This window comes from Aquabacterium olei (genome assembly GCF_003100395.1).
In the GTDB taxonomy this organism is placed as follows: domain Bacteria; phylum Pseudomonadota; class Gammaproteobacteria; order Burkholderiales; family Burkholderiaceae_C; genus Aquabacterium; species Aquabacterium olei.
This window is the reverse complement of the sequence record NZ_CP029210.1, coordinates 2,657,418-2,671,284: the sequence shown is the minus strand read 5'-3', so window position 1 is coordinate 2,671,284 and position 13,867 is coordinate 2,657,418. Positions and strand designations below refer to the sequence as shown.

Below are 13,867 nucleotides of genomic sequence, written 5' to 3'. Positions count from 1 at the left end.
AAAGAATAACTGAATTTACCTTATTGGCCCTGCTTCCTAAAGTGACCTGATCCATTGATCAGACGGGGGCAGGTCATGAACAAGCCAGTCGAAGAGGGCATCATCCGCGACGCCCGGCAGCGCTACAGCGCCGGGGTGCTGAAGTACCGCCAGATGGGCTACTGGGAGCCCGACTACGTTCCGAAGGACACGGACGTGGTGTGCCTCTTCCGCATCACGCCGCAAGAGGGCGTCGACCCGGTCGAGGCCGCGGCCGCGGTGGCCGGCGAAAGCAGCACCGCCACCTGGACGGTGGTCTGGACGGACCGCCTCACGGCCTGCGACACCTACCGGGCCAAGGCCTTCAAGGTGGAGCCCGTGCCCGGCCAGCCGGGACAGGTGTTCGCGTGGGTGGCCTACGACCTCATCCTCTTCGAGGAAGGCTCGATCGCCAACATGACGGCCAGCCTGATCGGCAACGTCTTCAGCTTCAAGCCGCTGAAGGCCTGCCGGCTGGAGGACATCCGCATCCCGGTGGCCTATGTCAAGACCTTCAAGGGGCCGCCCACCGGCTTGATCGTGGAGCGCGAGCGGCTCGACAAGTTCGGCCGGCCCCTGCTGGGCGCCACCACCAAGCCCAAGCTCGGCCTGTCCGGCCGCAACTATGGCCGCGTGATCTACGAGGGGCTCAAGGGCGGGCTCGATTTCATGAAGGACGACGAGAACATCAACTCGCAGCCCTTCATGCACTGGCGCGATCGCTTTCTGTACGTGATGGACGCGGTCAACAAGGCCAGCGCCGCCACCGGCGAGGTCAAGGGCAGTTACCTGAACGTGACCGGCGCGACGATGGAAGACATCTACGAGCGCGCCGAGTTCGCGAAGGAGCTGGGCTCGGTTGTCATCATGGTCGACCTGGTCGTGGGCTGGAGCGCCATCCAGAGCGTGGCCAACTGGGCGCGCAAGCACGACATGATCGTGCACATGCACCGCGCCGGCCACGGCACCTACACGCGGCAGAAATCCCACGGCGTGAGCTTCCGCGTGATCGCCAAGTGGCTGCGCCTGGCGGGCGTCGACCACCTGCATGCGGGCACCGCCGTGGGCAAGCTCGAGGGCGATCCGCTGATGGTGCAGGGCTATTACAACGTCTGCCGTGAAGCCTACAACCGGCAGGATCTGCCGCGCGGGCTGTTCTTCGACCAGGACTGGGCCGACCTCAAGAAGGTGATGCCGGTGGCCTCGGGCGGCATCCACGCCGGGCAGATGCACCAGCTGCTGAGCCTGTTCGGTGACGACGTGATCCTGCAGTTCGGTGGCGGCACCATCGGCCACCCCGCCGGCATCCAGGCCGGCGCTGTGGCCAACCGCGTGGCGCTCGAAGCCATGGTGAAGGCACGCAACGAGGGACGTGACATCGACGAGGAAGGCCCCGAGATCCTGCAGCAGGCCGCCCGTTGGTGCGCGCCGTTGGCCCAGGCGCTCGACACCTGGAGGGACGTGGCCTTCAACTATGCCTCGACCGACACCAGCGACCACGTCGCCACCCCCGCCCTTGCCTGACCCGGAGCGCACGCCATGATGACCAACCCGACCGGCCGGCTCACCCAGGGCCAGTTCAGCTTCCTGCCCGACCTGAGCCACGACGAGATCCGCCTGCAGATCCAGTGGGGCCTGCGCCAGGGCCACGCGTGGAGCGTGGAATACACCGACGACCCGCACCCGCGCAACACCTACTGGGAAATGTTCGGCATGCCGATGTTCGACCTGGAGGACGCGGCCGGCGTGATGCAGGTGCTGGGTGAATGCCGCGCGACCTTTCCCCAGCACTACATCCGGCTGGTGGCCTTCAACGCCACACGCGGCATCGAGTCCATCACGATGAGCTTCATCGTGCAGCGGCCCGCATCCGAAGCGGGCTTCGGGCTGGTGCGCACCGAGGGCGCGGGCCGGACGGTGCACTACACGGTGCGTGGCTACGAGGCCGAGCGGCCCGAGGGTGAGCGTTACGGAGCCGGAGCCCCCTCATGACGGCGCCGGTGTTCCGGCTGCCTGGTGCGCCGGTGCTGGTGGGGCCGCGCGATGCGGATCCCGGCCCGATGCATGCCACGTCGTTGTCACCCCGGCCTGGCTCGGCGGGCGCAGAGGCTGCGGCTGCGCATGCCCCGCCCGGCCCTGCTCCACGGACCGTGCACGAGGTGCTGGCTGCCACGCAGGTGGAATCGGTGCTGGACGAGCTGGACACCGAGCTGGTGGGTCTGCAGCCCGTGAAGCAGAAGGTGCGCGAGCTGGCTGCGCTGCTGGTGATCGACCGGCTGCGGGCCGCGCACGGCCTGGGCACAGGCACGCCCAGCCTGCACATGTGCTTCACCGGCAACCCGGGCACGGGCAAGACCACGGTGGCGCAACGCATGGCCACCATCCTGCACCGGCTGGGGCACGTGCGCACGGGCCATCTGGTGTCGGTCACGCGTGACGACCTGGTGGGCCAGTACATCGGCCACACGGCGCCCAAGACGAAAGAGGTGCTCAAGCGCGCCATGGGCGGCGTGCTCTTCATTGACGAGGCGTACTACCTCTATCGACCGGAAAACGAGCGCGACTACGGTGCCGAGGCCATCGAGATCCTGCTGCAGGTGATGGAAAACCACCGCGATGACCTGGTGGTGATCCTGGCGGGCTACCCCGATCGCATGCAGACCTTCTTCCAGTCCAACCCGGGGCTGAGCAGCCGCATCGCCCATCACATCGACTTCCCGGACTACGACCCGTCCGACCTGCTGCAGATTGCCGATCGCATGCTGGAGGCGCAGCGCTATCGATTCGGTCCGGGTGCGCGCGAGGCATTCGCTCATTACGTGAGCCTGCGGCGCGAGCAGCCCCACTTTGCCAACGCACGCAGCGTGCGCAATGCGCTGGAGCGCGCACGTCTGCGCCAGGCCGGCCGCCTGTTTGCCGAACGCCATGCGGTGCTGGACGAAGCCGCACTGGCCACCCTCACCGTCGCCGACTTTGCCGCCAGCCGGGTGTTCCGGCTGGCCACCACCGAATCCGAAACCCTCCCTGGAGCGTCACCATGTCGCTGACCCATCCCCTGACCCTGACGCAATACCTGATCGAGCAGCGCCGACGCTTTCCGGGCGCCAGCGGCGCGCTGAATGCGCTCATCCTCGATGTCGCCCTGGCCTGCAAGGCCATCGCCCGCACGGTGGCATTCGGCCGCCTGGCACCCGGCCTCGATCAGGTGGGCGGGCAACGCAACGTGCAAGGTGAAGTGCAGCAGCCGCTCGACGTGCTGAGCAACGAGGTCTTTCTGCGCCGCACCGAGTGGGCCGGGCACCTGGCCGGCATGGCCTCCGAAGAGATGGCCGAGCCCTATCAGATCCCGCAGGCCTGGCCGCGTGGCAAGTACCTGCTGGTGTTCGATCCGCTTGATGGCTCCAGCAACATCGACGTCAATCTCACGGTGGGCAGCATCTTCTCCATCCTGCGCGCGCCGGCGGGCGTGACGGCCGGCGAGCGCGATGTGGACGAGGCCGACTTCCTGCAACCCGGCGCCGCACAGGTGGCCGCGGGCTATGCGCTCTACGGCCCGAGCACCATGTTCATCCTGAGTGTGGGCAACGGGGTGGTGGGATTCACGCTCGATCCCAACCTGGGCGAATTCATGCTCACGCACCCGCAGTTGCAGGTGCCTGAGCACACGCGCGAGTTCGCCATCAACGCGTCCAACAGCCGTTTCTGGGAGCCACCCGTCAAGCGCTATGTGGACGAGTGCCTGGCCGGGGCGGCGGGCGCGCGCGGCTCGGACTTCAACATGCGTTGGATCGCATCGATGGTGGCCGAAGCCCACCGCATCCTCATGCGGGGCGGCGTCTTTCTCTACCCGCGTGACACGCGCGATGCCAGCCGCCCCGGGCGCCTTCGGCTGCTGTACGAGGCCAACCCCATCGGTTTCATCATCGAGCAGGCCGGTGGGCGGGCGTCGACCGGGCGGCATCCTCTGCTGGGCGTGCGGCCCACGGCGCTGCACCAGCGCATCGGGCTGGTGTTCGGCTCGCGCGCCGAGGTGGAGCGCATCGAGCGCTATCACCACGAGCCGGTCAGCCGCAGCGACCTGAACCCGCTGTTCACCGAGCGCAGCCTGTTCCGCGACTGAAAGGCCCTTCATGTCCGAACGACATCCCATCATTGCCATCACCGGCTCCTCGGGTGCCGGCACCACCTCGGTGACGCGCACGTTCGAAGCCATCTTCCGCCGCGAGGGCGTGAAGGCCGCGCTCATCGAAGGCGACAGCTTTCATCGCTTCGACCGCAGCGAAATGCGCGCACGCCAGGCCGAAGCCGAGGGCTCGGGCAACGGGCACTTCAGCCACTTCGGCCCGGAGACCAATCTGTTTGCAGAGCTGGAGCAGCTGTTTCGGAGCTATTCCGAAACCGGCTCGGGCAAGACGCGCCACTATCTGCACGACCCCGTGGAGGCCGCGCCCTACGGGCAGGAGCCCGGCACCTTCACGCCGTGGGAGGACCTGCAGCCCGGCACCGACCTGCTGTTCTATGAAGGCCTGCATGGCGCCGTGGTCACGCCCGAGGTGAACATCGCGCGCTACCCCGACCTGCTGATCGGCGTGGTGCCGGTGATCAACCTCGAGTGGATCCAGAAGCTGTGGCGCGACAAGCATGTGCGCGGTTACTCGGCCGAGGCCGTGACCGACACCATCCTGCGCCGCATGCCGGACTATGTGAACTACATCTGCCCACAGTTCACGCACACGCACGTGAACTTCCAGCGTGTGCCCGTGGTGGACACCTCCAACCCCTTCATCGCACGCGACATTCCCACCGCCGACGAGAGCCTCTGCGTGATCCGGTTTGCCAACCCGAAGGGCATCGACTTCCCGTATCTGCTCAACATGATCAACGACTCCTTCATGTCGCGCGCCAACACGATCGTGGTGCCGGGCGGCAAGATGGCGCTGGCCATGCAGCTCATCTTCACCCCCTTCATCTGGCGCATGATGGAGCGGCGCCAGCGAGCGCTGGCGGGGTACTGAGGCGTGTCAATCGTGTGTCACCCACCCCCGCCCGCCCTGTTACGAAGCGGGGCTTGCGTTCACCGAAAGGGTGTGATTCCATCACGGAAAGCGCAGCCGACGAAGGCCCTGCGTGCCCGCCCGGGAGGGCGCGTGCAGCACGAGGCCGAGGCCCATCGTGCCGCCTTGTCTCCCGCGTCCGTGTTCCCTTGCAGTACCTCGTCTGAAAGGAAATGACCATGGCCCTGACCACTCCGATTGCCGACATCGGCTGGCCTGCCGCCCCGTTCCGCCTGCTGGGCGTGGACAGCCATTACCACTCGTTGAAGCAGTTGATGGGACGCCGCGGCACCGTGGTGGCCTTCATCTGCAACCATTGCCCGTACGTGCAGGCCATGATGCCGCGCCTGATTCGCGACGCCCGCGAACTGGCCACCATCGGCGTGAACGTGATTGCCATCAACCCGAACGATGCCGACGCCTACCCCGAGGACAGCTTCGCCGCGATGAAGCAGCAGGCCAAGGCGTGGGATCTGCCGTTCCATTACCTGCATGACGAGACGCAAGCGGTGGCCCGCGCGTATGGGGCCGTCTGCACGCCCGATTTCTTCGGTTTCGATGCGGAGATGCGACTGCAGTACCGCGGCCGTCTGGATGCCGGCCGTAATGAGCCGGTGGAGGAGGACACGCCGCGTGAACTGTTCGATGCCATGCGGCTTGTCGCGCACCTGGGCTACGGACCGGGGGAGCAGGAGGCGAGCATCGGCTGCAGCATCAAGTGGCGTGAACCGCAGGAGGCGGCCGAGCGCGGGCTGATCCAGAGCGCCACCTGAAGCACGTCACCGCGCCTTGGCGCGGCGTACGTTTCACCACGCCCGCTTGCACGCGGGCGTGGTCGTTTCTGGCCGCACACGCCCTTGTCGTGCGGTGTGCCGGCACCCCACGGATGCGGGAGCCCAGCAGGGGAAAGCACTTGGCAGGCTGCGCAAAGGCGCCCACCACAATCTGCTCAGCATTCAACACGTAGCGAGCAGCCATGGATTCCCTTCGCCCCCTGATCTTCGTGTGGCCGGAAGGCCTGCTCATCTGGACCGTCATGGCCTGGGCCCTGACGATGGAGTGGCGTCAGCTGCAGCGCAAGAAGGCCTTCTCGGGCGGGCACGATGGCGACGACCGCTATTCGGGCCTGGTGATCTCGGTCGGGGCCTCGGCGCTCCAGGTGCTGGCCGTGCTGGCGGCCTGGCACGCGCCCACGGTGCTTCACGATGAGGGACGGCTGATGGCCTATTACGGTGGCGTGGCCGTCATCGTGGCCGGCATGCTGTTGCGCATGCATTGCTGGGCGGCGCTGGGTCGCTTCTTCACCCACACGGTCACGGTGCAGTCCGATCACCAGGTGGTCGATGTGGGGGCGTACCGCTACCTGCGCCACCCTTCCTACCTGGGCGCGCTGATGACCCTGGGCGGCTTCGGCCTGATGCTGGGCAACCTGCTCAGCCTCGGCGTGATGCTGCTCGGCTCGTGGGCGATCTACCTCTACCGCATCCATGTCGAAGAGGCCGCGCTGGAAGCCGCGCTGGGCGACAGCTATCGCCGCTTCAAGCAGACCCGCAAGCGTCTCATCCCCTTTGTCTATTGAGGGAGTGGAAGCATGGCCCGGTTCTCGTCGTCCCTCTTGCGCCATGTTCGACTGCAGGCCGGCACCCAGGCGCCGCCACAGCGCCTGACCGGATCCGACCTGTTCAACGGGCACGTCGGCATCCCGGTCATGCTGGTCTATCCGCAGGGCTTCGACATCGTGCGGGCCGAGCGGGCCCTGCGCGAGGTGCTGCGCGGCTATCCGGTCATCACGGGTCGGCTTCGCAAGGGCAGCGACGGCCATTCCTTCATCGACTGCAACGATGCGGGCATCGATTTTCGTGTGCATGCCTGTGCCGGGCCGCTGCCTGCCTACGGCATCGACCGCCCGATGGGCCGCGACCTGCGCCGCTACTTCAAGCCGTTTCTGCCCTGGCGCATCGTGGGGCGCGATGTGCCCCTGCTGCAGGTCGATGTCTGGCGCTTCGAGGATGGCGGCATCGTGCTGTCGTGCTACGGCACGCACTCGGTGTTCGACGGCATCAGCTTCTGGCAGTTCATGAGCGACTGGTCTGCCGCGTGCCGCGGAGAGGCTGTGCCCCTGCGTGCGTTCGATCGGAAGGTTCTGACGGACATCGTGGCCGATCGGCCGGTGCCGCAGGAAGCGGGGCTGCTGTACGACCCGAGCATGCCCGAGCGCATCGGCCTGTTCGCTCGCCTGGGCTGGCAGGCCTTGCAGTTGCGCAAGGCGGTGCTGCGTGTGCCGGCCTCGCTGGTGCACCGTTGGAAGGACGAAGCCCGTGCGGCGGGCGATGCCACGGCGGGTGTCAGTTCGAGCGACCTGGTGGCGGCCTTCTGCCTTCAACAGCTTTCACCGCTGATGCCGCCCCAGCATGAACGCAGCGTGGGGGTCGTGCTCGATCTGCGCGCAAGACGGCGCCTCCGCATCCCGCGCGATTACTTCGGCAATGCGCTGGGCTACGGCGAAGGGCGCAGCACGACCCAGGAGGTGGCGACGCTGAGCCTGCCTGAACTGGCCCTGCGATGCCGGCCCACGGCGGCCCAAGTGGCCCACGACGCGCTGTTCGACCTGCTGGCGCTGCTGGATCACCACCGGGCGCAGAAGTCGGTGTGGCGCCTGTTCATGCGGCCGGCAGGCGAGACGCTGCGCGCCGGCTTCATTCTCAACAACTGCGTCAACTTCCCCATGTACCGCATCGACCTGGGCCAGGGCGGCCCGGCCTGGTACGACATCTGCGGCGTGGCCTTCCGCATGCTGATGGTGGTGTCGACGCCGGAAGAAGATGGCGGGCTGGACCTGCACCTCAGTGCCCGCCCTGCCGAGATCGAGGCCGTGCGCCGTGCCATTGCCGCCCAGGGCGCGGTGCCCGAGCCGCCAGCCGGACTCAACGGGGCCAGGCCGTCCGGCGCGCTGTCTCCAGCGTAGCGGCGTGGTCGGCCGGGCGCAGCAGCCCGGCGTCCCGCAACGGGTCGGCCGAGCGCTGCAAGGCCTGCAGCCAGGCGTCGCGGTTGCCGTGGCGTTGCTGCAGGCGCTGCAGCGACAGCGGTGTGGTGCTGCCACCGGCGATGCAGGTGTACAGCCCGCGCACGCTGGGCCAGCTGGTGGGGAGGTTGCCGTACGTGCCGAACTGCGCCAGCGGCACCGCGAGTTCCGGCAGGCGCAGGCCGCCGACCACGTTGCCATCGTCATCGTGCGTGAGAAAGCCGATGTGGCCACGGGCCATGCGCGGCACGATGGGCGGGGGCACGCCTTCGGTCATCCAGCGACGCAGGGCGTGCAAGGCGGCGGCATCGGCATGGCGCAGCGGCAGGGTGTTGAGCGGCTTCAGGCAGCGGGGCTCATCGGCGCGCCAGGCGGGTGTGGCCACGGCGTGGGTCTGTGCGTGCACGTCAGCATCGAGGTGGGCGGCGCCGGCCACTTCCCAGTAGCGCACGCGGGGCGTGTCGGGCGTGCGCGAAAGCGGCCAGCTCACCGCCACTTCCATCTCGGTCTGCACCTGCATGACGGGCACGGGCAGGTCGGCGCGCAGGCGGGGTGCGTAGACATGGCTGTCGTCGCCATGGAGCGGGCCGGCGGCCGGTGCGGCGCCGTGCAGCAGAAAGCCGTCGAACAGGCGGCGTGCGGGCTCGAAAGCGTTGAGCCAGGTGGTCAGGAACACGGCCGACTGCGAGTAGCCCAGTCCGACCAGCCGGACGGGCCGGGGGGCGGGCAGCTCCAGCAGGCGCGTGGCCTGGCGGCGCACGGTGTGGGCCGCGTCGGCGTAGAGATCCCAGGCGTGTGCGTCGCCGGGCAGGTTCACGGTCTCATAGCGCGTGCCGCCCAGCGCGCGCAGGCCTGGCAGCGCCTCGGCCTGCACGCTGACGCCGACCCAGGCATAACCTTCGCGCAGCAGCTCGTCGCGGGTCAGGATCCAGCCGCCATCGAGGTCGAAGCCCAGCGTGGTGTTGAGCCACTCCACCAGCACGATGCCGTTGAAGCGGGCCGCGTCGGCCGGGTGGCGTACCAGCAGACGCGTGGCATAGGGGCGGGCGCTGCCCGGGCGCGGCGCCACGCCCCAGCGCCCATCGGCGTCCCAGGCGCCGGCACGGTCGTAGACGCGTGCCTGGCCGCTCAACCACCATTCCCGCTCGGTGTGGCCGTGCCGCGCCAGCAGCGCCGCGCGCGAGGTGGCGACCGGGGCGCCCATGGCCGGGGTGAGGGTGGCAACGGGGCGGTCGTCCGCTGGCTCGGCCGATGCCGAGAGGCTCAGGGTGTGAGCCACCAGAAGCAGGGCTGCGAGAAAGCCTGAACGCAGAAGAGCGCGCTTCATGATGCCGATCACGCCTGCCGCAGGCACTCGATGATGCTCAGCCGGGCGGCGCGCCAGGCTGGCACGAAGCCGCCCAGAAAGCCCATCAGCAGCGCGAAGGCCATGGTCTGGCCCGCCACCGTCGGCGTGAACCGGAAGCGGAAGGCGATCTCGGAGAAGGTCTGGTAGTTCACCGTCGAGATGTTGACCATCTGCATCAGCGAGGCCGCGCCCAGTCCCACCAGCCCGCCCACCAGGGCCAGCCCGAGCGATTCGCCCAGAAAGGCGATCAGCACGGCCTCTTTGCGGAAGCCCAGTGCACGCAGGGTGCCGATCTCGCCGATGCGCGAGGCCACCGCCGCGAACATGGTGATCATGGCGCCCACGATGGCGCCGATCGAGAAGATGACCGACAGCGACAGGCCCAGCAGCCGGATGAAGCGTGACATGGATTCGGATTGCTCGGCGTAGAAGCGCTGCTCCAGTTTGGCGTCCATCTGCAGCCGGGGGTCGGTGGCCATGGCCTGGCGTGTGGCCTCGAGCGCACCCGGGTGGCTCAGGCGGTAGAGCAGGGTCGAGTACACCGCGCGGTGAAAGGCCTGCATCACCTGCTCACTGTCGGCCCAGAGTTCGGAGTCGAAGCCGCTGCGCTGTGCATCGAAGTGCCCGACCACCACCCAGTCCCGGCCGGCGAAGTGCAGCGTGTGGCCGATTTCCATGTTGGCAAAACCGCGCACGATGCCCGAGCCGACGATGACCTCGGACGTGCCGGGCTGGAACATCCGCCCCCGCACCAGCCTGACCTGCGGCCGCAGCCCGATGCCGACGGCGTTGGTGCCGCGCACCGTGACGTTGCTGAGCTCGCCGCTGTCCCGCTTGGGCAGGTTGTTGAGCACCACCACCTCGCGCGAGAGCTGCTTGCGCCCGAGGCTGTCGTTCGCCACGGCCGGCAAGGCCTCGATGGCGGCGGCCTGATCCCGCGAGATGGCCGAGTTGATCTCGGTGCCGGCACCCTTGCGCAGCACGATGACGTTGTCGAGCTGGCCCGTGGCCACCATGGTTTCGTTGATGCCTTCGCTCATCATCAGCACGGTGGCGAACACGAACACCACCAGCGCCATGCCACCGGCCGTCAACGCGGTGGTGACCCGGCGCACCCAGAGGTTGCGCATCACGTAGGAGAGGGGAATGGCGCGCATGGTCGAGCGTCAGGCGATGTGGCGCAGGCCTTGAACGATGTCGATGCGCGACATCTTCCAGGCGGGCCAGGCGGCGGCAATCAGGCCCACGACCAGGGCCGCCCCGGCCTGGATCAGCATGGTCTCTTGTGACACGGCGAAGACCTTGAAGAGCTGCTGCGTCTGCGACAGGAAGGCGCTGGCCAGCGGGAAGGTGGCGGCGATGCCGAGTGCCCCGCCGATGGCCGCGATCATCAGGCTCTCGCCGAACAGCAGCTTGACGACAAAGCCCGGCGAGAAGCCCAGGGCCTTGAGCGTGGCGTACTCGGCCAGGCGCTCCCGCGCCGTCATGGTCATGGTGTTGGCCATCACCGCCATGATGATGAGCACGACGACGAAACTGACCGCACGGATCGCCATCAGCACCGCCTGGCTCATGGCCACGATGCCCAGCTGAAAGGACTTCTCGGTTTCCGTGCGGGTCTCGGCGCCGGAGTTGCGGAACAGCGCGTCGATCTCCTGCGAGATGGCGGCAGCGCGGTTCGGGTCCTTGATGCCGACCACGTACAGGCCGACCTGGTTGGCCTGGGCCGAGCCCACGCGCTGGCGCACGCTTTCGGCGAGCAGCGACCAGTGCATCAGCATGAGCGTCTCGTCGGTGCGGGCATCTGCGCCGGTGTAGATGCCGCGGATCGTGAAGTTCCAGTTGCCCGGGTAGATGTTGCCCTGCAGCGGGATGGTGTCGCCCACCTGCCAGCCGAAGCGCTGCGCGATCTTGCGGCCGACGATGGCCCCGCGGCGGTCGGCGAGGAAGGCTGCCTTGTGTTCGTCGCTGACGCGGTACTCGGGGTAGAGCGTGAAGTAGCTCGGGCCATCCACCGCGAAACGGGCAAAGAAGTTCTTGCGGTCGATGTAGATGCCGCCGAACCAGTTGGCCCACGTCACGTCGGTGATGCCCTCGATCTTGCGGATGCGTTCGGCGTAGTACAGCGGCAGCGGGTAGCCCACCGAGATGGCGCTGCGCGTGATGAGGCGTGTGCTGGAGGTGGCATCCACGCCGGCATACCAGGCATCGACAATGGTGCGCAACAGCCCGAAGGCGCTGATGGCCACGATGAGGCCCACCATGGTCAGCAGGGTGCGCAGCTTGTGTCTGAAGGCGTTCTTCAGCAGCAGCTTGAACAGGAACATCGTGGCCCGCGCGGTCAGTGGGCGTCGGCCGGATCGCTGACCAGCACGCCCTTCTCGAGGTGGATCATGCGGCTGGCGCGTGCAGCGGCCTTGGGGTCGTGCGTCACCATCACGATGGTCTTGCCCAGATCGCGGTGCAGTTCGTCCATCAGGGCCAGCACTTCTTCGCCGGTGGCGCGGTCGAGGTCGCCGGTGGGCTCGTCGGCCACGATCAGTGTGGGGTCGGTCACCAGGGCCCGCGCAATGGCCACGCGCTGCTGCTGGCCACCCGAGAGCTCGTTGGGGTAGTGGTCCATGCGATCGGCCAGGCGCACCATCTCGAGTGCGGCTTCGACATGGGCCTTGCGCTGGCGCCGGCTCAGGTTGGTCAGCAGCAGGGGCAGCTCGACATTCTCGTACGCCGTCAGCACCGGCATCAGGTTGTAGAACTGGAAGATGAAGCCGACGTTGGCCGCGCGCCAGTCGGCGAGTGCGGTTTCATCGAGCGTGGCGATGTCGACCCCGTTGATGGCGATGGTGCCGCTGCTGGGCTGGTCGATGCCGGCAATGAGGTTGAGCAGCGTGCTCTTGCCCGAGCCGCTGGGGCCCATCAGCGAGACGAACTCGGCTTCGGTGACCTCGAGGTTGATGTCGCGCAGCACCGGAATGGGCTGCCCGCCGCGGGTGTAGGTCTTGCTGAGGTGATCGATGCGGATCACCGGTTCGCGCTTGGGGGCCTGCATGGTGTCGTACTGCTGGTGACGTCAGGAGGCGCTGAGCGCGACGCGGGCGCCGTCCTTCAGGCGGGCAGGGGGTGTGGCCACGATCTTGTCGCCCGGTTTGATGGGCCCGCTGACTTCGCGGAACTCGCCCAACTGGCGGCCCGGCTTGACGGCCACGGCTTCCACCGTGTTGCGGTCATCGGCCTGGCGCACACGCCAGACCACGTGTTGCTCACCCTGGCGCGCGATGGCCGCGGCGGGCACGGCCGTCACGGGCTGCTGGTCGGCGTCGGAGATCTCGCGCGACAGGAAGGCCACCTTGGCGCTCATTTCCGGCAGCACACGGGGGTCGAGCTGGTCGAAGCGGATCTTCGTCATGACCGTGGCCTTGGCCCGGTCGACCGTGGGCACGATGCCGACCACGTGGCCCTTGAAGCGTTTGCCGGGCAGGGCGTCCAGCGTGATCTCGACCGGCTGGCCGGGGCGGGCCTTCGAGAGGTTGCCTTCCGAGACGTCGGCCTCGACTTCGAGCGTGCCCATGTCGGCCATCGTCACCACGGCGCCCTGTGCGCCGGCCGCGCTCGACATCGGCATGATGATGTCGCCCACGTTGGCGTTCTTCACCAGCACGACGCCGTCGAACGGCGCGCGGATCTCGGTGTAGTCGAGCGCCACCTTCTGGGCCTTGAGCTGCGCACGGGCCTGGGCCAGCGCGGCTTCGGCGGCCGACACCTGCGCGAAGACCGCCTTGTTCTTGCTCACCACGCTGTCGACCATCTGCCCGGAGACAAAGCCCTGGGCTTCGAGGCTGCGGGTGCGGGTCGTCTCGGCGCGGGCGTTGATGAGCTGCACCATGGCCTGCTTCTGGTTCGCTTCGGCCTGCAGCACGGCGGCCTCGGCGGCCATGATGCCGGCCTGGATGTCGCTGGCGTCCAGGCGGGCCAGCAGCTCGCCCTTCTTCACGTTCGAGCCCTCACGCACGGTGAGTTCGAGCAGCCGGCCCGAAGCCTTGGACGACACCGCGGCACGGCGCTGTGCCACCACGTAGCCGGAGGCCGTGAGCTGGACATACTGCTGCGACGGCGTGCTTTGCACGACCGAGGTGGCCGTGACTTCGGCGGTGCGGGGGTAGAGCGTCCAGGCACCTGCGGCGGCGAGGCCCACCCCGCCCGCGATGAGCCAGGGCAGCAGCGCGGAGGGGCGCCGGGTCTTGGCCTGCACGCTCCTGTCGATCTTCAGGCGGGACAGTGCGGAAGGGGCTGCGGCGTCGGTCGTCATGGTGTCACTGCTCGGTAAATCGAGATTCTGCATTGTCACTTCACTGCTAACGATGATCGTTAAGCCGACCCCCGAACCAAGGCCCCGCCGGGCTAGAACCCATGGACAAGCGGGGGCGT

General features: G+C 67.9%; 13 protein-coding genes. 8 read left to right on the top strand and 5 right to left on the bottom strand.

Features of this window, described 5'->3' with window-relative positions:
- The first annotated feature begins 75 nt into the window (after positions 1-75).
- The 8 genes from DEH84_RS11950 to DEH84_RS11915 all read left to right on the top strand — a co-directional run bounded on the left by DEH84_RS11950 (position 76) and on the right by DEH84_RS11915 (position 8,037).
- On the top strand, positions 76-1,542 hold the full coding sequence (locus tag DEH84_RS11950) for a form I ribulose bisphosphate carboxylase large subunit (protein WP_109037055.1): 1,467 nt from the start codon (positions 76-78) through the stop codon (positions 1,540-1,542).
- 15 nt (positions 1,543-1,557) lie between these two features.
- Entirely contained in the window at positions 1,558-2,010 is a 453-nt protein-coding gene (locus DEH84_RS11945; protein ID WP_109037054.1) for a ribulose bisphosphate carboxylase small subunit, read from the top strand.
- Between the two features lie 68 nt (positions 2,011-2,078).
- The gene (cbbX, locus tag DEH84_RS11940; protein ID WP_425429014.1) at positions 2,079-3,065 is read left to right on the top strand and encodes a CbbX protein; all 987 of its coding nucleotides are present in this window, start codon (positions 2,079-2,081) and stop codon (positions 3,063-3,065) included.
- Positions 3,056-4,138, top strand: coding sequence for a class 1 fructose-bisphosphatase (locus DEH84_RS11935; RefSeq protein ID WP_109037052.1), 1,083 nt, complete (start codon positions 3,056-3,058; stop codon positions 4,136-4,138). Before cbbX ends, DEH84_RS11935 begins: the two co-directional genes overlap by 10 nt.
- A gap of 10 nt (positions 4,139-4,148) precedes the next feature.
- Positions 4,149-5,033 carry a phosphoribulokinase gene (locus DEH84_RS11930; RefSeq protein ID WP_109037051.1) on the top strand — a complete coding sequence of 295 codons (885 nt, stop codon included), beginning with the start codon at positions 4,149-4,151 and terminating at the stop codon, positions 5,031-5,033.
- 218 nt (positions 5,034-5,251) lie between these two features.
- Positions 5,252-5,845: a thioredoxin family protein gene (locus tag DEH84_RS11925; protein ID WP_109038362.1), complete on the top strand. Its 594-nt coding sequence runs from the start codon at positions 5,252-5,254 to the stop codon at positions 5,843-5,845.
- Positions 5,846-6,048: 203 nt separating this feature from the next.
- Positions 6,049-6,651 (top strand): methyltransferase family protein, encoded by a 603-nt coding sequence (locus DEH84_RS11920; RefSeq protein WP_109037050.1) that lies wholly within the window; start codon positions 6,049-6,051, stop codon positions 6,649-6,651.
- Positions 6,652-6,663: 12 nt separating this feature from the next.
- Positions 6,664-8,037, top strand: a complete 1,374-nt coding sequence (locus tag DEH84_RS11915; RefSeq protein WP_109037049.1) for an acyltransferase — start codon at positions 6,664-6,666, stop codon at positions 8,035-8,037.
- Here DEH84_RS11915 and DEH84_RS11910 read toward each other — a convergent pair.
- From DEH84_RS11910 to DEH84_RS11890, 5 genes are read right to left on the bottom strand one after another with little or no spacing between them, the layout of a single operon-like run.
- Positions 7,997-9,421 carry an alpha/beta hydrolase domain-containing protein gene (locus DEH84_RS11910; RefSeq protein ID WP_159098945.1) on the bottom strand — a complete coding sequence of 475 codons (1,425 nt, stop codon included), beginning with the start codon at positions 9,419-9,421 and terminating at the stop codon, positions 7,997-7,999. The genes DEH84_RS11915 and DEH84_RS11910 overlap by 41 nt on opposite strands.
- Before the next feature lie 8 nt (positions 9,422-9,429).
- The gene (locus DEH84_RS11905) at positions 9,430-10,599 is read right to left on the bottom strand and encodes an ABC transporter permease (protein ID WP_109037047.1); all 1,170 of its coding nucleotides are present in this window, start codon (positions 10,597-10,599) and stop codon (positions 9,430-9,432) included.
- 9 nt (positions 10,600-10,608) lie between these two features.
- A complete protein-coding gene (locus DEH84_RS11900) occupies positions 10,609-11,769 on the bottom strand; it encodes an ABC transporter permease (protein WP_109037046.1) in 1,161 nt (386 codons plus the stop codon).
- 14 nt (positions 11,770-11,783) lie between these two features.
- Positions 11,784-12,491: an ABC transporter ATP-binding protein gene (locus DEH84_RS11895; protein WP_109037045.1), complete on the bottom strand. Its 708-nt coding sequence runs from the start codon at positions 12,489-12,491 to the stop codon at positions 11,784-11,786.
- Positions 12,492-12,512: 21 nt separating this feature from the next.
- Positions 12,513-13,748 carry an efflux RND transporter periplasmic adaptor subunit gene (locus DEH84_RS11890; protein WP_109037044.1) on the bottom strand — a complete coding sequence of 412 codons (1,236 nt, stop codon included), beginning with the start codon at positions 13,746-13,748 and terminating at the stop codon, positions 12,513-12,515.
- Positions 13,749-13,867: the final 119 nt, after the last annotated feature.

Excerpts from the sequence above, each read along its gene's own strand:
- DEH84_RS11890 (WP_109037044.1), bottom strand. The coding sequence starts at position 13,748 with ATGACGACCGACGCCGCAGCCCCTTCCGCACTGTCCCGCCTGAAGATC.
- DEH84_RS11905 (WP_109037047.1), bottom strand. The coding sequence starts at position 10,599 with ATGCGCGCCATTCCCCTCTCCTACGTGATGCGCAACCTCTGGGTGCGC.
- DEH84_RS11910 (WP_159098945.1), bottom strand. The coding sequence starts at position 9,421 with ATGAAGCGCGCTCTTCTGCGTTCAGGCTTTCTCGCAGCCCTGCTTCTG.
- DEH84_RS11945 (WP_109037054.1), top strand. The coding sequence starts at position 1,558 with ATGATGACCAACCCGACCGGCCGGCTCACCCAGGGCCAGTTCAGCTTC.
- DEH84_RS11925 (WP_109038362.1), top strand. The coding sequence starts at position 5,252 with ATGGCCCTGACCACTCCGATTGCCGACATCGGCTGGCCTGCCGCCCCG.
- cbbX (WP_425429014.1), top strand. The coding sequence starts at position 2,079 with ATGCATGCCACGTCGTTGTCACCCCGGCCTGGCTCGGCGGGCGCAGAG.
- DEH84_RS11895 (WP_109037045.1), bottom strand. The coding sequence starts at position 12,491 with ATGCAGGCCCCCAAGCGCGAACCGGTGATCCGCATCGATCACCTCAGC.
- DEH84_RS11935 (WP_109037052.1), top strand. The coding sequence starts at position 3,056 with ATGTCGCTGACCCATCCCCTGACCCTGACGCAATACCTGATCGAGCAG.
- DEH84_RS11950 (WP_109037055.1), top strand. The coding sequence starts at position 76 with ATGAACAAGCCAGTCGAAGAGGGCATCATCCGCGACGCCCGGCAGCGC.
- DEH84_RS11915 (WP_109037049.1), top strand. The coding sequence starts at position 6,664 with ATGGCCCGGTTCTCGTCGTCCCTCTTGCGCCATGTTCGACTGCAGGCC.
- DEH84_RS11920 (WP_109037050.1), top strand. The coding sequence starts at position 6,049 with ATGGATTCCCTTCGCCCCCTGATCTTCGTGTGGCCGGAAGGCCTGCTC.
- DEH84_RS11900 (WP_109037046.1), bottom strand. The coding sequence starts at position 11,769 with ATGTTCCTGTTCAAGCTGCTGCTGAAGAACGCCTTCAGACACAAGCTG.
- DEH84_RS11930 (WP_109037051.1), top strand. The coding sequence starts at position 4,149 with ATGTCCGAACGACATCCCATCATTGCCATCACCGGCTCCTCGGGTGCC.